General features: G+C 64.6%; 20 protein-coding genes. 9 read left to right on the forward strand and 11 right to left on the reverse strand.

The genetic code is table 11. The features are described 5' to 3' along the window. Positions 1-2 precede the first annotated feature (2 nt). The 5 genes from paaE to V1280_RS41110 all read left to right on the forward strand — a co-directional run bounded on the left by paaE (position 3) and on the right by V1280_RS41110 (position 5,096). Positions 3-1,085, forward strand: a complete 1,083-nt coding sequence (paaE, locus tag V1280_RS41090) for a 1,2-phenylacetyl-CoA epoxidase subunit PaaE (RefSeq protein ID WP_334536454.1) — start codon at positions 3-5, stop codon at positions 1,083-1,085. A 55-nt stretch (positions 1,086-1,140) separates the two neighbouring features. After that, positions 1,141-1,590, forward strand: coding sequence for a hydroxyphenylacetyl-CoA thioesterase PaaI (gene paaI, locus V1280_RS41095; protein WP_334536455.1), 450 nt, complete (start codon positions 1,141-1,143; stop codon positions 1,588-1,590). 43 nt (positions 1,591-1,633) lie between these two features. After that, entirely contained in the window at positions 1,634-2,965 is a 1,332-nt protein-coding gene (gene paaK / locus V1280_RS41100; RefSeq protein ID WP_334536457.1) for a phenylacetate--CoA ligase PaaK, read from the forward strand. A gap of 65 nt (positions 2,966-3,030) precedes the next feature. Beyond that, entirely contained in the window at positions 3,031-4,035 is a 1,005-nt protein-coding gene (locus V1280_RS41105; RefSeq protein ID WP_334538550.1) for a quinone oxidoreductase family protein, read from the forward strand. A 2-nt stretch (positions 4,036-4,037) separates the two neighbouring features. After that, on the forward strand, positions 4,038-5,096 hold the full coding sequence (locus V1280_RS41110; RefSeq protein WP_334536458.1) for a YeeE/YedE family protein: 1,059 nt from the start codon (positions 4,038-4,040) through the stop codon (positions 5,094-5,096). Here V1280_RS41110 and V1280_RS41115 read toward each other — a convergent pair. Continuing rightward, positions 5,075-5,992, reverse strand: coding sequence for a DMT family transporter (locus V1280_RS41115; RefSeq protein WP_334536459.1), 918 nt, complete (start codon positions 5,990-5,992; stop codon positions 5,075-5,077). The two genes, V1280_RS41110 and V1280_RS41115, sit on opposite strands and share 22 nt — an antisense overlap. 100 nt (positions 5,993-6,092) lie before the next feature. Here V1280_RS41115 and pdxR point away from each other — a divergent pair, with 100 nt between their 5' ends. Further along, a complete protein-coding gene (pdxR, locus tag V1280_RS41120; RefSeq protein ID WP_334538551.1) occupies positions 6,093-7,523 on the forward strand; it encodes a MocR-like pyridoxine biosynthesis transcription factor PdxR in 1,431 nt (476 codons plus the stop codon). Between the two features lie 61 nt (positions 7,524-7,584). Here pdxR and V1280_RS41125 read toward each other — a convergent pair whose 3' ends face one another. From V1280_RS41125 to V1280_RS41145, 5 genes are all read right to left on the reverse strand, one after another. Next, complete coding sequence (locus V1280_RS41125; protein ID WP_334536460.1) at positions 7,585-8,808, reverse strand: bifunctional alpha/beta hydrolase/OsmC family protein; 1,224 nt, start codon at positions 8,806-8,808, stop codon at positions 7,585-7,587. A 26-nt stretch (positions 8,809-8,834) separates the two neighbouring features. Further along, a complete protein-coding gene (locus V1280_RS41130) occupies positions 8,835-9,494 on the reverse strand; it encodes a sulfite oxidase-like oxidoreductase (protein WP_334536461.1) in 660 nt (219 codons plus the stop codon). A gap of 18 nt (positions 9,495-9,512) precedes the next feature. After that, entirely contained in the window at positions 9,513-10,835 is a 1,323-nt protein-coding gene (locus tag V1280_RS41135) for an MFS transporter (protein ID WP_334536462.1), read from the reverse strand. 33 nt (positions 10,836-10,868) lie between these two features. Further along, complete coding sequence (locus V1280_RS41140) at positions 10,869-12,089, reverse strand: cytochrome P450 (protein WP_334536464.1); 1,221 nt, start codon at positions 12,087-12,089, stop codon at positions 10,869-10,871. 69 nt (positions 12,090-12,158) lie between these two features. After that, the gene (locus tag V1280_RS41145) at positions 12,159-12,368 is read right to left on the reverse strand and encodes a ferredoxin (RefSeq protein ID WP_148774408.1); all 210 of its coding nucleotides are present in this window, start codon (positions 12,366-12,368) and stop codon (positions 12,159-12,161) included. Positions 12,369-12,523: 155 nt separating this feature from the next. Here V1280_RS41145 and V1280_RS41150 point away from each other — a divergent pair, with 155 nt between their 5' ends. Next, a complete protein-coding gene (locus V1280_RS41150) occupies positions 12,524-13,171 on the forward strand; it encodes a TetR/AcrR family transcriptional regulator (protein WP_334538552.1) in 648 nt (215 codons plus the stop codon). On the opposite strand, the gene V1280_RS41155 is transcribed toward V1280_RS41150, so the two are convergent. The 4 genes from V1280_RS41155 to V1280_RS41170 all read right to left on the reverse strand — a co-directional run bounded on the left by V1280_RS41155 (position 13,168) and on the right by V1280_RS41170 (position 17,216). Continuing rightward, a complete protein-coding gene (locus V1280_RS41155; protein ID WP_334536467.1) occupies positions 13,168-13,818 on the reverse strand; it encodes an aspartate/glutamate racemase family protein in 651 nt (216 codons plus the stop codon). The two genes, V1280_RS41150 and V1280_RS41155, sit on opposite strands and share 4 nt — an antisense overlap. A 146-nt stretch (positions 13,819-13,964) precedes the next feature. Further along, positions 13,965-14,978, reverse strand: a complete 1,014-nt coding sequence (locus tag V1280_RS41160; RefSeq protein ID WP_334536469.1) for an amino acid ABC transporter substrate-binding protein — start codon at positions 14,976-14,978, stop codon at positions 13,965-13,967. 12 nt (positions 14,979-14,990) lie between these two features. Continuing rightward, on the reverse strand, positions 14,991-16,340 hold the full coding sequence (locus V1280_RS41165) for an aspartate aminotransferase family protein (protein WP_334536471.1): 1,350 nt from the start codon (positions 16,338-16,340) through the stop codon (positions 14,991-14,993). Positions 16,341-16,343: 3 nt separating this feature from the next. Beyond that, positions 16,344-17,216 (reverse strand): MurR/RpiR family transcriptional regulator, encoded by an 873-nt coding sequence (locus tag V1280_RS41170; RefSeq protein ID WP_334536473.1) that lies wholly within the window; start codon positions 17,214-17,216, stop codon positions 16,344-16,346. 85 nt (positions 17,217-17,301) lie between these two features. On the opposite strand from V1280_RS41170, the gene V1280_RS41175 reads away from it, so the two are divergent. Both V1280_RS41175 and V1280_RS41180 read left to right on the forward strand, forming a co-directional pair. Next, positions 17,302-18,489: an amino acid ABC transporter permease gene (locus tag V1280_RS41175; RefSeq protein WP_334536475.1), complete on the forward strand. Its 1,188-nt coding sequence runs from the start codon at positions 17,302-17,304 to the stop codon at positions 18,487-18,489. A 2-nt stretch (positions 18,490-18,491) separates the two neighbouring features. Further along, complete coding sequence (locus V1280_RS41180; protein ID WP_334536477.1) at positions 18,492-19,598, forward strand: amino acid ABC transporter permease; 1,107 nt, start codon at positions 18,492-18,494, stop codon at positions 19,596-19,598. Positions 19,599-19,657: 59 nt separating this feature from the next. On the opposite strand, the gene V1280_RS41185 is transcribed toward V1280_RS41180, so the two are convergent. Then, positions 19,658-21,076 carry an amidase gene (locus tag V1280_RS41185; RefSeq protein WP_334536479.1) on the reverse strand — a complete coding sequence of 473 codons (1,419 nt, stop codon included), beginning with the start codon at positions 21,074-21,076 and terminating at the stop codon, positions 19,658-19,660. Between the last annotated feature and the right edge of the window lie 3 nt (positions 21,077-21,079).

Consider the following 21,079-nt stretch of genomic DNA (forward strand, 5'->3'; position numbering starts at 1 on the left):
CCATGTCAGCAGCCGCACCGCGTTTCCATCGCCTGGCCGTCAACGATCTCCGCCGCGAGGCCTCGGACGCCGTTTCGATGACCTTCGCCATCCCGCGCGAGCTCGCCGATGACTATGCTTTCAGTCCCGGCCAGTATCTCACGCTCCGCGCCACGCTCGACGGTGAGGAGGTGCGCCGCTCCTATTCGATCTGCTCAGGCCCCGACGACGGCGAGATCCGCATCGCCGTGAAGAAGGTCGACGGCGGTGCGTTCTCGAGCTGGGCGGCCGACGAGCTGAAGCGCGGCGACGAGCTCGATGTGATGACGCCGACCGGGCGTTTTGGCGTGGTCCCGCCGGCTGAAGCCGGGCGTGTCCATGTCGGCTTTGCTGCCGGCTCCGGCATCACGCCGATCCTGTCGATCGTCAAGGGCGTGCTGTCGCGCGAGCCCGACAGCCGCTTCTTCCTGTTCTACGGCAATCGCGCGACCGACAACATCATGTTCCTCGAGGCGCTCGAGGAGCTCAAAGACCGTTTCATCGACCGCCTCTCGATCTTCCACGTCATCTCCGGCGAGGAGCAGGACATCCCGATCCTGCACGGCCGGCTCGATGGCGACAAGGTGAGGGTGCTGCTGCGCTCGCTGGTGCCGGCCGCGAGCGTCGATCATGTTTTCGTCTGCGGTCCATCAGGCATGAGCGAGGAGGTCGAAGCGACCTGCCGCGATATCGGCATCGCTGATGATCGCATTCATGTCGAGCGTTTCGTCTCGGAGTTTGGCGGCAAACCACGGCCGAAGAAGACCGTCGCTCCCGACGCGCCACCGAAGGCGATCGCCTCCCTGATCATCGACGGCAAGCGCCGCGATGTGCCGGTCGCCGAGGACGAGGCGATCCTCGATGCTGCGCTGCGCGCTGGCGTCGATTTGCCCTTCGCCTGCAAGGGCGGCATGTGCTCGACCTGCCGCGCAAAACTGGTCGAGGGCGAGGCGCCGATGGACCTCAATTATTCGCTGGAGCCGTGGGAACTGAAGGCCGGCTTCGTCCTGACCTGTCAGGCCAAGCCATCGTCGGAGCGGGTCGTAGTCGATTACGACCACGTTTGACAGTGTTGGCCAACCAGCAGAACATCATGAGCAAACATTTCGCCGGGAGAAGCGTGTGAACGTCAAAGCCGCCCTGTCGCCTGAGGATGTTGCCCGTGCCTGCGCCGATGCAATGTGGGCGGAGGACGATGCCTCCAAAGGCCTCGGCATGGAGATCGTCGAGGTGGGGCCGGGTTTCGCGACGCTCGCCATGACGGTGCGGCCGGACATGGTCAACGGCCAGCGCATCGCCCATGGCGGTTTCATCTTCACCCTCGCCGATTCCGCCTTCGCCTTTGCCTGCAACTCGCACAATGACCGTGTCGTGGCCGCACAGGGCCAGATCACCTTCATCAAGCCGGGCAAGCTCGGCGATCGCCTCGTCGCGAAAGCGCGGGAGGTCACCCGTGGCGGCCGCTCCGGTATCTACGACGTGCGTGTCACCGCCGGCGACACCGTCATCGCTGAATTCCGCGGGCATTCGCGTGTCATTCCCGGCACGTGGCTGCCGGCGCAAGAACAGTAAGAGATCAATAAAGAAAAGAACAAACCAATGTGGGGAAACGAGGATGGCTTTGACCAGGCTCAGGGAAGGCGGCCACACCTATAAGGCCGAGCTGGACGCGCATGAGCGCGCGTCACGCGACGAGATCAAGACGCTCCAGACCCAGCGCCTCGCCTGGTCGCTGAAGCACGCCTACGACAACGTCGCGCACTATCGCAAGGCCTTCGACAAGGCCGGCGTGCATCCATCCGACTTTCGAGAGCTCTCCGATCTTGCAAAGTTTCCGTTCACGGTGAAGACGGATCTCCGCGACAACTACCCCTTCAACATGTTCGCCGTGCCCCGTGAAAAACTGGTGCGCGTGCATGCGTCCTCCGGCACGACGGGTAAGCCCATCGTCGTCGGCTATACCCAACGCGACATCGAGACCTGGTCGGAGGTGATGGCACGCTCGATCCGTGCCGCCGGCGGCCGCACCGGCATGATCATCCATAATGCCTATGGCTACGGCCTGTTCACGGGCGGCCTTGGCGTGCATTACGGCGCCGAAAGGCTCGGCTGCACGGTGGTGCCGATCTCGGGCGGCATGACCGAGCGGCAGGTGCAGCTCATCAACGACTTCCGGCCCGACATCATCACGGTGACGCCGAGCTACATGCTGGCGATCCTCGACGAGTTCAAGCGCCAGAAGCTCGATCCGCGCCAGTGCTCGCTCAAGGTCGGCATCTTTGGTGCCGAGCCCTGGACCAACGCGATGCGCGGCGAGATCGAGGATGCCTTCGATATGGATGCGACCGACATCTATGGTCTCTCCGAGGTGATGGGCCCTGGGGTCGCGCAGGAATGCATCGAGACCAAGGATGGGTTGCACATCTGGGAAGACCATTTCTATCCCGAGGTGATCGATCCCCAGACGGGTGCAGTGTTGCCGGACGGCGAGAAGGGCGAACTGGTGTTCACCTCGCTGACCAAGGAAGGCTTTCCGGTGATCCGCTATCGCACCCGCGACCTGACGCGGCTGTTGCCGGGCACAGCACGGCCGGGCATGCGGCGCATGGAGAAGGTGACGGGCCGCTCGGACGACATGATCATCCTGCGCGGCGTCAACCTGTTCCCGACCCAGATCGAGGAAGTGCTGCTCGCGACCGACTGGTGCGGCGGTCACTTTATACTCGAATTGACCCGCGAAGGCCGCATGGACGAGCTGACCATCATCGCCGAGGCGCGCCCCGAGAGCTGGGACGGCCGCGGGTTGGTCGACCACGCCGAGCGGATCTCGACCCAGATCAAGAACACGATTGGTATCAGCTCCAGGGTGCAGGTCGTCGCGCCCGCCACGCTGGAGCGCTCGCTCGGCAAGGCCAAGCGCCTCTACGACAAGCGGCCCAAGGACTGACTTGACGGATTGACTTGACCGCCCCCAAAGGCGACAAGGCCCGCGAGACATCGCGGGTCTTTCTCATGTCGCCAGCCGATACCAAAGCCGTCGAGGCGCGTTGCGTCCGCCTCAATGCCAAGGCCGAAAACGCCGCTGCGGTTGCGCCCAGCGTCGAGCGCCATAGGCTGGTGCGTGGCGCGGACGATCTCCTGATCGAGGTGAAGGCTGCCGCCGTCAACCCGTCCGACGTCAAGGCTGCGACGGGGCTGATGCCCTATGCCGTGTTCCCGCGTACACCTGGCCGAGACTATGCCGGCGTGGTGATCGACGGGCCGGCCGGCACGGTCGGCCGCGAGGTGTTCGGCTCCTCCGGTGACCTCGGCATCCGCCGCGACGGCACCCACGCGAGCCATCTCGTGGTCGAAGCTGACGCGGTGGTGGAGAAGCCGAAGAGCGTATCCTGGGAGGAGGCCGCCGGCATCGGTGTGCCCTTCGTCACCGCGATGGAAGGCTTTCGCCGCGCGGGCGTGCCGAAGAGCGGCGAGACGGTTCTCGTGTTCGGCGTCAATGGCAAGGTCGGTCAGGCCGCGGTGCAGATCGCGACATGGCAGGGTGCGCGCGTCATCGGCGTGGTGCGCAAGGCGGAAGCCTATGAAGGCCACAGCAATGCGCCGATCGAGGTCATCGACGCTTCCGCAACGGACGTCGCCACACGCGTGCGCGAATTGACCGGCGGCAAGGGCGCCGACATCGTCTTCAACACGGTCGGAGATCCCTATTTCCAGGCGGCGCACAAGTCGCTTGCGCTGCGCGGCCGCCAGATCCTCATTGCCGCCATCGACCGCATCGTGCAGTTCAACATCCTCGAATTCTACCGGGGACAGCACACCTATGTCGGCATCGACACACTTGGCCTGTCATCGGTCGCGACGGCTGCCGTGCTGCGCGATCTCGGTCCCGGCTTTGCGAGCGGGCAGCTGAAGCCGTTCCCGATCAACGCGAATGCGATCTATCCGCTCGAGCGCGCGAAGGAAGCCTACGTTGCGGTCGCCGGCTCCTCGCGGGATCGCGTGATCCTGAAGCCGTAACCATGGAGTCGTCCGCCCAGCTCGTCATCCTCGCCGGCCTCGTCATTGGCCTGGTCTATGGCGCCGTCGGCCTGCTCAGTGGCTTCTGCCTGATGAGCAGCATGCGCGGCTTTCTAGCGGATGGGGACGGGCGGCTGGTGCGCAGCTACGCGTTGGCGATCGCGGTCGCGATTGCCGCGAGCCAGTTCCTCGCCGGCAAGGGCATGGTCGACCTCGGCAAGTCGATCTACCTGCAAGCAACCTTTTCGGTGCCGGTGCTTTTCTTGGGCGGCCTGCTGTTCGGTTACGGCATGGTGCTGTCGAACGGCTGCGGCTCGCGCGCGCTGGTGCTGCTCGGCCGCGGCAATCTCCGCGCCTTCGTCGTCGTGATCGTGCTCGCCATTGCCGCGCAGATGACGCTCAAAGGCCTGATCGCGCCGGCACGCATTGCGCTGGTTCAGGCTTCTCAAACGACCGTCAGCGTTAATTCGCTGCCCACACTATTGACGACGCTTGGTCTCGGTGAAGCCGGTTCGCGCGCGCTGGCCGCAGCCGCGATCGTCGCCGCGCTGATCCTGTTTGCTTTCGCGCATCCAGTGTTTCGCCGCTCGCCGGGCCAGATCGCGGCGGGCGTCATTGTCGGTCTGCTCGTTGCCGGTGGCTGGTACGTCACCGGCTATCTCGGTGCAGACGACTTCAATCCCGTCCCGGTGACGTCGCTCACCTTCATCGCGCCAATCGCCGATAGCCTGCAATACGCGATGCTCTCGACGGGCCTGATGCTCAACTTCGGCATCGCGACCGTTGCCGGCGTCTTCGCCGGCAGTCTGGTGACTGCGCTCGCCACGGGCCGCTTCCATCTCGAAGGCTATTCATCGCCACGCCACATGCTGCGGTCGGCTGGTGGCGCCGCGCTGATGGGGATCGGCGGCGTGATGGCGTTTGGCTGCTCGATCGGGCAGGGGCTCACGGGAGTCTCGACGCTCGCGCTGGGCTCGTTCATTGCGGTCGCCGGCATCCTGCTCGGCACGACGGCAGGCCTGCGCGGCAGCTTGCGCGTTCAGCCGCTGGCGGTGGCCTGACGGCGCAGCAGCCGGCCGCCAAGCGTCGCAAGGCCAATGCCGGCCACGATCAGTCCGGCTGCAACGGCCAGACTGATGTCGATGGGCTCACCCAGCAGGATGGCCGCACTGGCGATGCCGACGAGCGGCGTCCCGGTGGTGCCGAGCGCCGTCGTCAGGGCCGAGATGCTCTTGTTGACCATCGACATCGCCCAATAGGCCAGCGCGGTCCCGATCAGGCCGGAATACAGGAACAGCAGCACGAGCCTCCACGACCATTCCGCATGCGGCAGGCCGTCCGTGATCAGCGCCGACCCCGTGAGCACGATGGTCGCCACGAGCACCTGCCAGATCAAGAGTTGGAGCGGGGAGGCGATCCAGCGATGCGCGCGGATATAGATGATGTTCGCGGCCCAGAAGATCGCGGCCAGGATCACCATGCCGGCGCCGAGCACGACGTTCGCGTTGGTCCAGTCGATCGACGTCGGGTTCAGGATCACGGCAAGCCCGACCAGTCCGAGCAGGGCGCCGGCGAGCTTCGGCGCCGTCAGGGTGTCCTTCCCGAGCAGGGGTGCGGCGATCGCGACCCAGAGCGGCGTCGTGTAGCCGAGCACGATGGCCTTGCTCGCGGGCAGGAAGCGCACACCGGCCGCAACCAGGACCGAAAACACCGTCATGTGCAGCAGCGCCACGCTGAGGACCACGGGAATGTCGCGCCGTTCCGGGATCACCAGATTGTTGCTCAGTCCCAGGATCACGAACAATCCAGCCAGCGCGATCCAGCTCCGGATCGCCGACGTCCAGAGGGGCGGTAGGAATTGCACGAGCTGCTTCGTGATCGACCAGTTCACGCCCCAGGCCAGCACGACGATGAGGAACAGCCCGATGGCCGTGCGGGGAGAGAGGGAAGAGTTCATCGCAGAATCCTTGAAGCAATTTGGTCTGCGAGATAGCATCCCGACTGGCACCTGAATAAGTGCCAGATCGGAGAAGAATGAAGTGCCAGTTTCGGAAAGCATGATCTCCGGCCTGATCGGCCTGAACCGGGCCGACGATGAGGGGCTGGTGGCGCAACTGACGAGCCAGCTCCGAAGCCTGATCGCGGCCGGCCGTCTCGTCAGAGGCCGCGCGCTACCGTCGAGCCGCCGGCTTGCGAGCGATCTCGGCGTCTCCCGCAACACCGTCACCTATGCGTTCGAGCAACTCGCCGCTGAAGGATATCTGGAGGCGTCGCACGGACGTCGTCCCGTGGTGACGGTCGATGGTGCTGAGCGCATCGAAGCAGCGGGCGCCGTCGCTTCGCGCGTTCGCTCCGCCAAGCCTCAGCTCTCGCCTTGGGCTTCGCAGCTCAGGCAGACGGACTGGCCGATGTCCTATCAGGCTCCGCTCAAGCCCTTGCGTCCGGGGCATGGCGATTTCAGGGAGTTTCCGAACGAGGTGTGGGCGCGCTGCCTGCGCCGCAGCGCCGTGCGCGCGGCCAGGCGCGAGCTTGGTCCGGTCAACCGCACACGGCTGCGCGAGGCGCTGGCGCATTATCTCGCGACCAGCAGAGGCGTTCGCGCCACGGCGGACCAGATCATGGTCCTGCCGAGCGCACAGGCCGCGCTGACCTTGATAGCGGCTGCGCTCGTTAGGCCGGGCGACGACGTCTGGGTCGAGGATCCCGGCTATCCCGGCGCCGCGGCCGCCTTCCGTGCGTCAGGCGCGCGCGTGACCGGCATCAAGCTGGATGCGCAGGGCATGCAGCCGATGCCGGGAATGGCCGTGCCCAAGCTCGTTTTCATGACGCCATCGCACCAGCATCCGACCGGACGGCTGATGTCGCTGGCCCGGCGCACCGCGTTTCTCAGGTCAAGCAGGCCCGGCAAGACCTGGATCGTCGAGGACGATTACGACGGTGAATTCCACTATGACAGCCGGCCGGTGCCGGCCTTGCAGGGGCTCGATGCCCATGGCCGGGTGTTTTATGTTGGCACGTTCTCGAAGGCGATGACGTCGGATATCCGGCTCGGCTATCTCGTCGTGCCGCTGGCGCTGGTCAGCACATTCGAGATCGCGCAGCGGCATATCGGGCTGATCGCTTCCAGTCACATCCAGGAAGCGCTCGCCGAATTTATCGCCGATGGGCATTTTCTGGCGCATCTGCGCCGGGTGCGCCGTCTTTATCACGCACGGCGCGATCACCTCGTCGAGGGACTGGAACGTCATCTCGGCGAAGTGCTCTCCGTCGAGGTGCCCTCGGGCGGCATCCAGCTCGTCGCCCGCCTCAAGCGCGGTCGTGCCGATCAGGCAGCGGTGAAGCGGTTGGTCGACGCAGGCGTTGAAACCCGCGCTCTATCCAGCCTGGCGCTGGGCAAGCCGTGCGATCATGGCCTGTTGCTCGGCTTTGCGGCGTGGCGTGAGAGCGAGATCAGCGCTGCGGTGCGAACGATGGCGTCGTGCTTCTAGAGCATGATCCGGAAAAGTGTGAAGCGGTTTTCCGAAAAGATCATGCTCAAACAATAACGTGCTAGCCTACCGCTTTCGTCACGATGCGAATCTCCGATGTCAAGGTCCGGTGCACCGGGCACTTGTCGGCAATTTCCATCAGCTTCTTGCGTTGCTCGGCGTCGAGCGCGCCGTCGATTGCGATATCGCGCTCGATCTGGTCGAGCATTCCATCCTGTGTTTCGCACTCCGCGCAGTCCTTGGCGTAGATTTTTGAATGCTTCAGCGTGACGGTGACGCGGTCGAGCGGCAGCGACTTGCGGTCAGCATAGAGGCGCATGGTCATGGAGGTGCAGGCACCGAGACCGGCGAGAAGGAAATCATAGGGCCCGGGACCGGCATCTTCGCCGCCGGCCGCCACCGGCTCGTCCGCCACCAGATGATGCGGCCCGACGGTGATGATCTGGTTGAATTTGCTCTTGCGGGTCTCCTGCACCACGACTTTTCGCGGCTCATCCGCGGCACCCGTGGTATTCGCGGGCTTTGCCGCGTCGATGTAGCGGCTCGCCCAGGCCGCGATCACATCGGCGGCGTAGAGCGCATCGGCCGGCTTGGTCAGCAGATGATCGGCATGATCAAGCGAGACGAAGCTCTTGGGATGTTTTGCCGAAACGAAGATCTTGGTCGCATTATCGATGCCGACGGTGTCGTCGATCGGTGACTGCATCACCAGCAGCGCCTTGTGCAGGCCGGTGATGTCCTTCATCAACTCGTGTTCGGCGATGTCGTCGAGGAATTCCCGCTTGATCAGGAATGGGCGGCCCGCGAGCGAGACCTCGACCTCACCCTGCGCTCGGATGTCGTCGATATGTTCTTTGAAAAGTCCGGTGACGTGAGCAGGATCAGACGGCGCCGCGATGGTTGCCACCGCCTTGGCTTCCGGAATCTTTCCGGCGGCCGCCAGGATCGCCGCGCCGCCGAGACTGTGCCCGATCAGGATCGACGGCGCCTTGCGGGTCGCACGCAGGTGATCGGCGGCATGCACGAGATCGGCGACGTTGGACGAGAACGTCGAATTGGCGAAATCGCCTTCGCTGGAGCCAAGCCCGGTGAAATCGAAGCGCAGCACCGCGATTCCCCTGGCGGCAAGCGCGACCGAGATACGCTTGGCGGCGAGCGTGTCCTTGCCGCAAGTGAAGCAGTGCGCGAACAGCGCGTATGCGGCCGGCGCGCCGTCCGGCAGTTCCAGCGCGGCCGCGAGCTGATGACCACCTTCGCCGGTGAATTGGAAGCGTTCCGTCGGCATGGGCTCCCCCTTGTCTTTGCTTGACCTTAGTCGGCTGAATAGCGCTGCTCTGCCCAGGGATCGCCGCGGTTATGGTAGCCGCGGACTTCCCAGAAGCCGGGTGCGTCCTCGGTGACGAATTCGACGGCCTGGAGCCATTTCGCGCTCTTCCAGAAATACAGATGCGGCACGACCAGCCGCACCGGGCCGCCATGCTCGTCGGACAGCGGCTGGCCCGACCAGCTATGGGCGAGCAGCGCGTCCTCGGCGGCAAAGTCTTCCAGTGCAAGGTTGGTGGTGTAGCCATCAGATGAATGCAGCACCACGAAGCGCGCATCGCCCCGAGGCTGGCAGGCCGCGAGCAATTCGCGCGTCGCCAGCCCTTCCCATTCATTGTCGTAACGCGACCAGGTCGTGACGCAATGGATATCGGAGGTGAACCGGTCTTGCCTCTGCGCGGCGAACTCGGCATAGGTCCAGAACACGGGGGTCTCGATCGCGCCATAGACGTCAAGCCGCCAACGCTCGCGCGAAACCGGCGGCATGACCCCGAGATCGAGCACGGGCCAATCTTTTGTCAGATGCTGGCCGGGCGGTAGCCGCTGGTCCTCAGGCCGTGTGACTTTGCCCGTAAGAAAGCGACCCTCGCGCGCCCATCTCTCCTTGGAGCGCGTCAGCTTGCTGTCGGATGGCGTCTCGTCGGCCATGATCTGCTCGTGAATCGGCTACTCGTGGCGATGCATCGCGGAGGCATGCTTGGTGTCGCGCATGGTGGAATAGATGATCAGCGACAGGAAGATGACGCCGGCGAGATAGTAGTAGAACCACTCCTCGTGCCCGATGCTCTTGAAATAGAGCGCGATCGCGGGCGCCGTGCCACCGAAGATCGAGACGGTGATGGCGTAGGGCAGGCCAACACCGAGGGCGCGGACATTGGTCGGGAACAGCTCGGCCTTCACCACCGCATTGATCGAGGTATAGCCGGCGACGAACAGCCAGGCGCAGCAGATCAGGATGAAGGCCATGAAAGGCGACTTGGTCTCCTTCAGCGTCATCAAAAGCGGCACGGTCGCCAGCGAGCCGGCGACACCGAAGAAGATCAAAAGCGGCTTGCGGCCGATCTTGTCGGAGATCGCGCCATAGATCGGCTGCAGGATGGTCGCGAAGATCAGCGTGCCGAAGATCACGAAGGTGGTCTGGTCTTCGGTCAGGCCCACCGAGAGCTTGACGAAGGTCTGCATGTAGGTGGTGAAAGTGTAGAACGCCGCGGTGCCGCCGGCGGTGAGGCCGACCACGAGCAAAAGCTCCCGCGGGTACTTCAGCAGATTGGTGATCGAGCCGGTCGGCTGCACCACCTTCTTGGCTTCCTCGAAGGCTTCAGTCTCATGCAGGTTGCGCCGCATCACCGCGGCGAAGATCGCGAGCGCAGCGCCGATCGCGAACGGGATGCGCCAGCCCCAGGCCTTCAGTTCGTCGGGCGTCAGGAAGACCTTTTGCAGGAGCAGCAGCACGATGATCGCGGTGAGCTGGCCGCCGATCAGGGTGACGTACTGAAAGCTCGAATAGAAACCGCGATGCTTGGGATCGGCGACTTCGCTGAGGTAAGTGGCGCTGGCGCCATATTCGCCGCCAAGGCTCAGTCCCTCGATGACGCGGGCGAGCGCCAGAATCACCGGGGCGGCAAAGCCGATCGTGGCATAGGTCGGTGTCAGCGCGATGATCAGCGAACCGAAGCACATGAACACGACCGACAGCGTCAGCGAGATGCGCCGGCCGTAATGATCGGCGATGTAGCCGAACAGCCAGCCGCCGAGAGGACGCATCAGGAAGGTCGCCGCGAACACCACGGCGACGTTCAATTGCTGGACGACGGGATCGCTGCCGGGGAAGAAGGCCGGGGCGAAGTAGAGTGCAAACGCCGTATAGGCGTAAAAGTCATACCATTCGACGAGATTGCCGATCGAGCCGATGAAGATCGCCTTGATCCGCCGCTCGGCGTCGGCGAGATCGATGTGGTCGGAGGCCGGTTTGATTGCTTGCTCTGTCACGTCCGGCTCCCCAGGAATTTGATTTCTGGGTGCCTACATCGCCTTTCCAAGCAGAAATGGCAACTGGCGGGGGCCTCTTACCGTGCCCTGTGACCAGGTTACGGTGCCCGCCGGGTCGAGCCGGAAGTCCGGAATCCGCTTCAGCCACTCCTCCAGCGCGACCTGCATCTCCATCCGCGCCAGGTTGGAACCGACGCAGCGGTGGATGCCGAGGCCAAAGGCGGCATGACGATTCTCCCGCCGGTCGATCACGACCTTGTCGGCGTCCGGAAACATTTTGGGATCGCGATTGGCGGCCGGGAAGGACAACAGCACCATGTTGCCCGCCTTGACCGGGCAGCCCGAGACCGTGGTCTCCTTGACGATCTCGCGGGCCATCGTCACCGGCGAATAGGCCCGCAGCAGTTCCTCGACGGCGATCGGGATCAACCCGGGCTCGGCGATCAGCCGCTCGCGGTCGGCCGGCGTCCGGGCGAGATGCCAGAGCGAGGAGCCGATCGCGCTCCAGGTGGTATCGATGCCGGCGATCAGGAGCAGCCGCAGCGAACCCAGCACGTGAGATTCTTCCAGCGGCTGGCCTTCCTTGTCCTTGGCATTCATCAAATAGGAGATCAGGTCGTCAGTCGGCTTCGACCTCCGCTCCTCGATATGCGTCCTGAAATAGTCGCTCATCTCATGCACGGCCTGGAGCAGCTTGTTCTCGTCCTTGATGCCGAGCTCCAGGATCATGTGGATCCAGTTGATGAAGAGATCACTGTCGCTCTCGGGGATACCGAGCATGTGCGCGATGGCCCGAACCGGGATGTATTTGCCGTACTGCGCTGCGGCATCGACCTTGCCGTCGGCGATGAATCCGTCGATCAGCTCGTTGCAGATCGCACGCATGCGCGGCTCGAGCTTCTTCATCGCATCCGGCGTGAATGGCGGCAGCAGCAATTGCTTGGCCGGCTTGTGCACGGGCGGATCGGAGGTGATCGGCGGGGCCGCGTTTCTGGCGACCTCGGGCCGCACATCTCGGACGATGATGCGGCGTGACGAAAAATGCTCGGTGTCGTTGGCGATTTCGCGCACCGCCTCATAGGTCGTCGGCATATAGCAGCCGAGGAAGCGCTCGGTATGCACGACCGGGCTCGCGGCGCGCAGCTCTTCCCAGATCGGGAAGGGATCGTCCGTCCATTGCGGATCGGTGTGGTCGAAATCATTGACCCAGTCGGTCACGGGCGGATGGGCAGTGGGCTGGCTCACGTCGGACATGGCAGGAAATCCCTTGAATATCCCTTGGGGCTCGTGTTCGCTGAAGGCACGCAAGCGGCAGGGGCCGCGCTACTCCTCGATCACATCGATCGCGATTTCCGGGCAGTTGGATTTGGCAAGCCAGGCCTTGTCTTCGAGGCCCGGTGGAACTGTGCCGTCTCCGGCCTCGTGGGCGTTGCCGTATTCATCGAGCTCGAACAGCTCCGGCGCCAGCGCCTTGCAGCGCGCGTGGCCCTGGCATTTGTCGGGATCGACGTGAACTCTCAGTCGTTCTGCCATTGCGGCTCCCTCGGTCGTCTGCGCATGGCCCGGAGGGCGGCGCGTTCCTCTTGTCAATGTTGTCTGCGACATTTGCCGCTTATTCTAAGTTATATGCTATTACATTCGCGGCAGGCTTCCCCTGTCAAGCGCAAACTTATAGGCTTCGCCGTAACATGCGTTCACAACTCGCTCGCAAGCCCGAAAACACCTACCACCATGGCGATCTCCGCGACGCCTTGATCAAGGCTGCGTTACGCGAGGCGGAACAGGGCGGAGTGGAAGCGATCAGCATCAAGGCGCTGGCAAAGCAACTCGGGGTTTCGCAGCCAGCGCCGTACCGTCATTTCGCTGACCGTGAGGCATTGCTTGCCGCGGTGACGGCGGAGGCGTTCCGGCAGCTGAGCGCGCTTCTTCGGGAGGCTATGGCGAAGCCGTCGAAGCAATCAAAATTGTCGCGGCTGGCGCAGGCAACGCTTGATTTCGGCCTGCGCCGCAACGGCATCTACCGGTTGATGTTCGCCTCGCGGACGGTGTCTTGCGCAGCCAAGGGCAGCGAGCTGCACGAGGCGACCCGCGAGACGTTTGCGCTGGTGATCGAAGCACTGGAAGCCCCAGCCGTCGGATATTTGCGCGAGCGCCAGGCACTCAAGATCTGGGCGGCGCTGCACGGCGTGGTGATGCTGGCCGAGCAGGGTCTGTTCACCGGTGAGGCTGCTCACGCCACGCGCGAGGAACTGGTCGAGGATTTTGTGAACGAGACGAAGGCCGCGCTCGCCCTCGCGATCAAGTACGCGCAGCGTCGAAAGAAGGCCGACGCTTAGGCCGTCGCTTTCAGCAGCCGCATCAGCTTTTCGACTGCGCTATCCGGCGTGGTCACGACGGGGCGGCCGGTGGCCTCCGCAACGAGCGGCGCAGTTGCGGCGATGCTGAACTGGGCCAGCGCGATGACATCGCAGTCGCGCAGGTCCTTTGATGCCTCGACGATCAGCCGGTCATGCGTGGTGCGGTCGCCGCGGTCGAGTGCCGCCAGCGCACCCTCGGCAAGTTTTGGCACGATCTGGATGGAGGTCGGAAACTCCGGCGGCATCGAGGCCAGCGTCGGCGGAAAGGTCGAGAGCAGGCCGATCTTCTTGCCCATCGTCACGGCCCGTTCGATCATGGCTTCGTTCGGCTTGAGCACCGGCATCGGCGCATGCGCCCGCGCGACGGCATCGATGCAGGGACCGAAGGCCGAGCAGGTGAACAGGATCGCGTTCGCCTCCGTCGCTGTCGCATAATCGCCGAGCGCAAGAAAGCGCTCGGTCATGGCATCGCTAAGCTTGCCGTCGCGCGCCAGATCCGCCGACAGGCTGTCGTCGAGCAGGTTCATCAGCCGCGCCTCCGGCCACGCCTGCGCGAACGCCGCCTCGATCGGGGCGATGGAGTGCTTGAGGGCGTGGATCAGGGCGATGCGAGGGGGCGTCGTCATTGAACGTGGCTACCTGGTGGTCTCGTGCCCCGGACGCAGCGCAATGCGCAGTATTGCGCTGCAGAGCCGGGGCCCATTGTGGCGCTGGGTCCCGGCTCAGCGCAGCAGCGTTGCACGCTGCAGCGCGTCCGGGACACGCGAGACATTTACTTGAACGGCACCGCGTACATCAAGCCGCCCTTGCTCCAGAGACCGTTGAGGCCGCGCTCGAGCTTGAGCGGGCTCGCCTTGCCGACGTTGCGCTCGTAGATCTCGCCGTAATTGCCGGTGGTCTTGATCGCCGTGACCAGCCATTTGTTGTCCAGCCCAAGCCGCGAGCCGAGATCGCCGGAGGCGCCGAGTAGCCGCTGGATTGCGGGAGTCTGCGACTTCGTCATCTCGTCGACATTGGCCTGGGTGACGCCGAGCTCCTCGGCTTCGATCAGGCCGTAATGCAGCCAGGTGATGATGTCGCTCCAGACCTCGTCGCCGTTGCGGCTGAAGGGCCCGAGCGGCTCCTTGCTGATGGTCTGCGGCAGTACGACGTAGTCGGCCGGATTTGGCGCGGCGGTCGTCACGGCACCGGCAAGCGCGGAGGCGTCCTGGGTCATCGCATCGCAGCGGCCGCCGAAGAAGGTCTGGTACATGGTGTCGACGCGGTCGAACACCAGCGGCTTCCAGTCGATGCCATTGGCGCGGCCGTAATCGCCGAGCGTAACTTCGTGCGTGGTGCCTTGCGCGACGCAAACGGTGGCGCCCTTGAGGTCCTTGATCTCCTTCACGCCGAGGTCTTTCTTCACGACAAAACCCTGGCCGTCGTAGAAGTTGATCGGACCCTGCCGCAGGCCCAGCGTGACGCCGCGCAGATAAGTCTGCGTCGAGTTGCGGTAGAGCACGTCAATTTCGCCCGATTGCAGCGCGGTGAAGCGGTTCTGCGCGGTCAGAGAGACGTAACGCACCTTGTTGGCATCACCGAGCACACCGGCCGCGAGGGCGCGGCAATAGTCGACGTCGAGGCCCTTGTAATTGCCTTGCGAATCCGGTGCCGAGAAGCCGGCAAAGCCCGCGCTGACGCCGCACACCAGCGTGCCGCGGCTCTTGACCGTGTCGAGCGTCGCCGCCTGGGCTACGACCGCCGATGCCGCAAGCGCACCAGCTACGATAACCATTGTCCTCATCATGTGACTCTCCCCTCAGTGATTGACACTACGCAAAACGTTGTCGACGGCTGTACCCAACTTGTCGACGATCTGATCGATCTCGTCAGCCGAAGCGATATAGGGCGGCGCCAGCAGCACGTGGTCGCCGCGGACGCCGTCCACGGTGCCGCCGCCCGGATAGCAGCCGAGCCCGTTGGCAAAGGCTTCCGCCTTGATCTTCTGGTTCAGCTTGAGCGCCGGGTCGAACGAGGTGCGGCTGGCGCGATCAGCGACGAGCTCGATCGCCCAGAACAGCCCGCGGCCCCTGATATCTCCGACATGGCGGTGATTGCCGAAGCGCTCGGTGAGCCGCTGTTCGAGCTGCTTGCCGCGGTGCTTGACTTGCTCAAGCAGATTGTCCTCCCGGATCACGTCCTGCACCGCGAGCGCAGCGGCGCAGGCGAGGGGGTGCGCCAGATAAGTATGGCCGTGCTGGAATGCGCCCGAGCCTGAGCGGATGGTGTCGATGATCTTGCCGCTCGCCAGCATTGCGCCGATCGGCTGGTAGCCGCCGCCAAGCCCCTTTGCGATTGCCTGGATATCAGGGGCGACGCCTTCCTGCTGCCAGGCGTGCGTGGTGCCGGTACGGCCCATGCCGCACATGACCTCATCGAGAATGAGAAGAGCGCCGTGCCGGTCGCAGATCTCGCGCACCGCCTTGAAATAGCCGTCGGGCGCGGTCACCGCGCCGGCGGTGGCGCCGACGACTGGCTCGGCCAGGAACGCTGCGACAGTGTTGGGGCCAAGGCGCTGAAATTCGGCTTCGAGTTCTGCGGCGAGCCGCGCGACGAATTGCGCGTCGGACTCGCCGTCGTGTTTCTCGTGATAGGCAAAGGCCGGCGTCACATGGCTGAATGCAGCCGAAAGCAGCGGTGCGTAGGGCGCGCGGCGCCAGGCGTTGCCGCCGGCGGCGAGCGCGCCGAGCGTGTTGCCGTGATAGCTTTGCCGCCGCGCGATGAAATGCTGCCGATGCGGCTCGCCGCGCTCGATGAAATATTGTCGCGCCAGCTTGATGCTGGCCTCGATCGCCTCCGATCCGCCGCTGACGAAATAGGCGTAGGCGAGCCCACCCGGCTCGTGCCCAACCAGCGTCTCGGCAAGCGCCTCGGCCGGCTCGGAGGAGAAGAAGGCGGTGTGCGCATAGACCAGCGTAGAGGCCTGCTTTCCCATTGCCGCGATCACGCGGGGATGCTGATGCCCGAGGCAGGACACCGCCGCGCCGCCGGAGGCATCGATCACGCGGCGTCCGTCCTCTGCGAAAAGATAGACGCCTTCGCCGCCGATCGCCTTGGGGGGCGTCTCGCGCAACGAGCGGTGCAGCACGCGGCTGGTGCGGGTGCTCATGAGTCAACCTTTCTCTGAGACGTAGGTGGAAGTCGCCGCGAGCCGCGCCTCGGTGTCCTGAAGGCGCTTCTTTGCGGCGGTGCCGCCGAGCGAGAACGTCACCGCGGCGAGCGACTGCGCAATCGCGAGCGCGCCGGTGAGGCTCGGGAAGAATCCGGGCGAGGAGGCGGCTTCGAACAGCAAGACGTGGTCGGCACCTTCGGCCATCGGTGCCGTCACGCTGTCCGCGATCGCGATCAGCGTCGCGCCGGCGCGATAGGCGGCCTGCGCGACCCGGACGCTGGCATTGGTATAGGGCATGAAGCCGATGACGATCACGGCCTCGCCGGGGCGGAAGGCGCCGAGATCGAGATCGTCGGGGCCGGATGCGCCAACAATCTGCACCTGTTCGGGGCGAAACAGCCGGAGCTCGTAGTTGAGCAATTCCGCGACGCTGCGGCAGCTGCGATAGCCGGTGATCCAGATCCGTTTTGCATCGTGCAGCGTGCGGGCCGCGTCCGCGATCGCGTGGGCGGAGATGCGCGGCAGGCCCGCAGCCTCGGCCTCGAGCTTGTCGGTGATGAGCGTGACGTCTGCGTTCGGGCCGTGGCGGCGGCCTTTGGCGCGAGCCGAGAAGGGCGAGGTCTGCGACGGCCGCCGTGCCTCCGTCAGCGCGGCGCGCAAGTCGTCCCAGCCGGAATAGCCGATCGCCTTCGCAAGGCGCGTGAACGCCGCAGGATCTGCACCGGCTTCCGCCGCCAGATCGCGCATCGAACGCGTGGTGGCGTCGTAATCATTGGCTGCGACGAAACGTCCGACCTCCTGCAAGCGCAGGGGGAGCGACGGCAGCGCAATGCGCAGTTCGCTCAGCGGCGAGGATTTCGCGGGCTCGACCATGAAACATTTGTTGCACGGTTCTTGTTTTGGTGCAACAGTTGACGTGCGCCGCCGGAAATCGCTGTTCAGGAAGGATTTTTGTGCCGTGACCTCAGACGATCCCAGGCCGCCGCCGCGCCGCAGCTTTTTCGGCACGCTAGGGCCGAACGAATTGAAGGGCCTGTTCTGGCAGGTGCTGGTGGTCGGCATCGCGGTCGCGGTCATCGTGTTCCTCTGGTCCAACACCGTCACCAACCTCTCGGCTCGCCGCATCACCACCGGCTTTGCCTTTCTCGGCCGTGAGGCGGGTATGCCGATCGCCGACAGCCTGCTCGCCTACAATCCGAGAGACAGCTACCTCTGGGCCTTCGTCGTCGGTATCGCCAACACCCTGCGCGTCGCCGTGATCGGCATCGCGCTTGCGACCATATTGGGCACGCTGATCGGGATCTCGCGGCTGTCGGCGAACTGGTTGCTGTCGCGGTTCGCCGCCGTCTACGTCGAGGTCCTGCGCGACATTCCGCTGCTGCTTCAGCTGTTGTTCTGGTACGTGCTGATGCAGGCGTTGCCGGCCGCACGTGCGGCGTGGCGGCCGGTCGACGGCGTCTTCCTCTCTAATCGCGGCCTGATCCTGCCTGCGATCCCGGTTGGCTCGCCACAGCTCTGGGTGCTCGGCACGGCCGTGCTGGGTTGCGCTGCATTCTTTGTCATTCAGCGATGGCTGGTCGTGCAGCAGATCCGTGACGGCAAGCCGCGACCGGCGTGGCCATTTGCGCTTGGTCTCATTGTCGTGCTGCCGGCGGCGGTATCGCTGGTGCTCGGCGTGGCCTGGACAATCGAATGGCCGCAACTGCGCGGCTTCAACTTCGTCGGCGGGTTGACGCTGGCGCCCGAGTATTTCGCGCTGCTGATCGCCCTCGTGACCTATACCTCCGCCTTCATCGCCGAGATCGTCCGCAGCGGCATCCAGTCGGTGCCGCGCGGGCAGTGGGATGCCGCCAGCGCGCTCGGCCTGCGCCGCAGCTTCATGCTGCGGCAGATCATCCTGCCGCAGGCGCTGCGGGTGATCGTGCCGCCGATGACGAGCCAGTATCTCAATTTGACCAAGAACTCCTCGCTCGCCGTCGCGATCGGTTACCAGGATGTGGTCTCCGTCGCCAACACCACGCTGAACCAGACCGGGCAGGCGATCGAGGCGATCTCGCTGATCATGGCGGTGTTCCTGACCATCAGCCTCGGTATCAGCTTCTTCATGAACTGGTTCAATGCGCGCATCGCGCTGGCGGAGCGCTGAGCATGACGGCGATCACTGACACGCCGGACGTGCCGCGCGCCGCCCGCCGTCCGCAAATCGGCAATCCGGTGCTGCGCTGGCTGCGTACCAATCTGTTTTCGTCGATTCCCAATGGCATTCTGACGGTCGTTCTGCTGGCGGTACTGACGAAAGGCGTGGTGAGCTTCGTTCAGTGGGGCGTTGCGAACGCGGTCTGGTTCGCGCCGGCCAACGATTCCAGCGCCTGCAAGGCAGCGCGCGGCCTTGGTGCCTGTTGGGCCGTCATCCCCGAGAAATACCGGTTCATCCTGTTCGGCACCTATCCGTTCGACGAGCAATGGCGGCCGGCGCTCTCCGTCGTGCTGTTCATCGCGCTGTTCTTTCTCTCCACGCGGCGCGCGCTCTGGCGGCGCGAACTGGCCTATCTCTGGATCGGCGCGCTCGCGCTGAACAGCGTGCTGATGTGGGGCGGCGTGCTCGGGCTGTCCTTCGTCTCGCAGGATCGCTGGGGCGGGCTGCCGGTGACATTGATCCTGGCGACGTTCGGATTGGCGTTCGGTTTCCCGCTGGGCATTCTGGTCGCGCTCGGCCGGCGCTCAAAGCTGCCGGCGATCCGCTCGCTCTCGGTGCTCTATGTCGAACTGATCCGCGGCGTGCCGCTGGTGAGCCTTCTCTTCATGGCGAGCGTGATGTTCCCGCTGTTCATGCCGGCTGGATTCAACATCGACAAGCTGTTGCGGGCGCAGATCGCGATCATTCTGTTCGCGGGCGCCTATCTCGCCGAAGTGATCCGTGGTGGCCTCCAGGCCGTGCCGCGTGGGCAATATGAGGCCGCTGACGCGCTCGAGCTGTCCTACTGGCGCAAACACCGGCTGGTCGTCCTGCCGCAGGCGATCCGCCACGTCATCCCGCCGCTGGTCAACACCTTCATCGCCTTCTTCAAGGACACCAGCCTGGTCCTGATCATCGGCATCTTCGACCTGCTGACGACGGCGAAGACCGCGATCATCGACCCGGCCTGGCAGCAGTTTTCGGTGGAGGTCTATATCTTCGTCGCCGCGATCTATTTCGTCTTCTGTTTCGCGATGTCGCGATATAGCCGCAGCCTGGAGGCGACGAGCGCGAGGTGAGGGCTTTTTACCTCTCCCCGCAAGAGCGGGGCGAGGGAGCGCACCGAGCGCGCAGCGCCCTACTTCTTCACCCGGGGATCAATCGGCGTCTGCCCGCGCAGGCCCAGAATGTCCTCCAGCACCTTGGCGCCCGCGATCACCTGCGCATCCGCGCGCGGCGCACCGACGACCTGTACGCCGACCGGCAGGCCCGAGGCGGTGAAGCCGCAGGGCAGCGACAGTGACGGGCAGCAGGCCAGCGTGATGGCGTAGACGATGCCGAGCCATTCGACATAATTCTCGAACTTTTTGCCGGCGCACTCCGCGACATAGCGGTTCTCGATCGGGAAGGGCGGCACGATCGTCGTCGGCGTCAGCAGGAGATCGTAGGTCTTGAAGAACTCGATGGCGCGCGCGGTCATGCCGACGCGCTGGGCTTCGGCGCGCGCGAGCTGTTCGACGGTGAGCTTGAGGCCCTCCTCGATGTTCCAGATCACTTCGGGCTTGAGCAGGTCGCGCTTGGTGCGCAGCAGATTGGCCTTGGTGATCGCGAAATCGAAGGCGCGCAGCACGTGGAAGCATTCATGCGCCTCGCGCCAATCGGGATGCGCCTCCTCGACGATGGCGCCGGCTTCTGCGAAGCGCTCGGCCGCCTTGCGCGTGATTGCTTTCACCTCGGGATCGACCGGTGTGATGCCGAGATTGGGTGAGTAGGCGATGCGCTTTGGCTTGCCGCCCGAGCGCGCGGCCGACAGGAAAGAGGTCGTCGGCGCCGGCAGCGACAGCGGATCGTCCGCATAGTCGCCGCTCATGGCGTCGAGCAGCAATGCGAGGTCCTCGACATTGCGCGCCATCGGGCCGACGACGCCGAGATTGCGATCGATGCCCGACTTGGGAGTATGTGCGACGCGGCCGATGCTCGGCCGCATGCCGACGACGCCGCAGAAGGCCGCGGGGCTGCGCAAGGAGCCGCCCATGTCAGAGCCCTGCGCGAGCCACGCCATGCCCGTCGCAAGCGCCACCGCTGCGCCGCCGGAGGAGCCGGCCGCCGACTTCGATGTATCCCAGGGATTGAGCGTCGCGCCGAACACTTCGTTGAAGGTGTTGGCGCCGGCGCCGAATTCCGGCGTGTTGGATTTTGCGTAGACGACCGCGCCGTTGGCCTCGAGATTCTCGACCATGAGGTCGGAGGTCGCGGGAATGTTGTCCTTGAAGATCGGCGAGCCCTGTGTGTTCAGCACGCCCGCGACATCGGTCAGGTCCTTGATCGGCAGCGGCAGACCCGCCAGCAGCCCGCGTGCACCGGCTGGCTTCTGCATGAGAGCCTTCGCATTGCTCCGCGCGCGATCGAAGCACAATGTCGGCAGTGCGTTGACCTTGCCGTCGACCTCACTGATGCGCTTCTCCACCACGTCCAGCAGCTCGAGTGGGGAAACGGCGCCGGAACGCAGCTTGTCGACGACTGTGCAGGCGGTTTCGTGGATCAGGTCTTGAGACAACTA

The organism is Bradyrhizobium sp. AZCC 2230 (genome assembly GCF_036924495.1).
Lineage (GTDB): Bacteria > Pseudomonadota > Alphaproteobacteria > Rhizobiales > Xanthobacteraceae > Bradyrhizobium > Bradyrhizobium rifense.

Coding starts and splice junctions, on each gene's coding strand:
- paaK (WP_334536457.1), top strand. CDS start 1,634: ATGGCTTTGACCAGGCTCAGGGAAGGCGGCCACACCTATAAGGCCGAG.
- V1280_RS41145 (WP_148774408.1), bottom strand. CDS start 12,368: ATGGCAGAACGACTGAGAGTTCACGTCGATCCCGACAAATGCCAGGGC.
- V1280_RS41155 (WP_334536467.1), bottom strand. CDS start 13,818: ATGACGACGCCCCCTCGCATCGCCCTGATCCACGCCCTCAAGCACTCC.
- V1280_RS41115 (WP_334536459.1), bottom strand. CDS start 5,992: ATGAACTCTTCCCTCTCTCCCCGCACGGCCATCGGGCTGTTCCTCATC.
- V1280_RS41170 (WP_334536473.1), bottom strand. CDS start 17,216: ATGGTCGAGCCCGCGAAATCCTCGCCGCTGAGCGAACTGCGCATTGCG.
- V1280_RS41110 (WP_334536458.1), top strand. CDS start 4,038: ATGGAGTCGTCCGCCCAGCTCGTCATCCTCGCCGGCCTCGTCATTGGC.
- paaE (WP_334536454.1), top strand. CDS start 3: ATGTCAGCAGCCGCACCGCGTTTCCATCGCCTGGCCGTCAACGATCTC.
- V1280_RS41150 (WP_334538552.1), top strand. CDS start 12,524: ATGCGTTCACAACTCGCTCGCAAGCCCGAAAACACCTACCACCATGGC.
- V1280_RS41105 (WP_334538550.1), top strand. CDS start 3,031: ATGTCGCCAGCCGATACCAAAGCCGTCGAGGCGCGTTGCGTCCGCCTC.
- V1280_RS41165 (WP_334536471.1), bottom strand. CDS start 16,340: ATGAGCACCCGCACCAGCCGCGTGCTGCACCGCTCGTTGCGCGAGACG.
- V1280_RS41130 (WP_334536461.1), bottom strand. CDS start 9,494: ATGGCCGACGAGACGCCATCCGACAGCAAGCTGACGCGCTCCAAGGAG.
- V1280_RS41180 (WP_334536477.1), top strand. CDS start 18,492: ATGACGGCGATCACTGACACGCCGGACGTGCCGCGCGCCGCCCGCCGT.
- V1280_RS41160 (WP_334536469.1), bottom strand. CDS start 14,978: ATGATGAGGACAATGGTTATCGTAGCTGGTGCGCTTGCGGCATCGGCG.
- V1280_RS41125 (WP_334536460.1), bottom strand. CDS start 8,808: ATGCCGACGGAACGCTTCCAATTCACCGGCGAAGGTGGTCATCAGCTC.
- pdxR (WP_334538551.1), top strand. CDS start 6,093: ATGATCTCCGGCCTGATCGGCCTGAACCGGGCCGACGATGAGGGGCTG.
- V1280_RS41140 (WP_334536464.1), bottom strand. CDS start 12,089: ATGTCCGACGTGAGCCAGCCCACTGCCCATCCGCCCGTGACCGACTGG.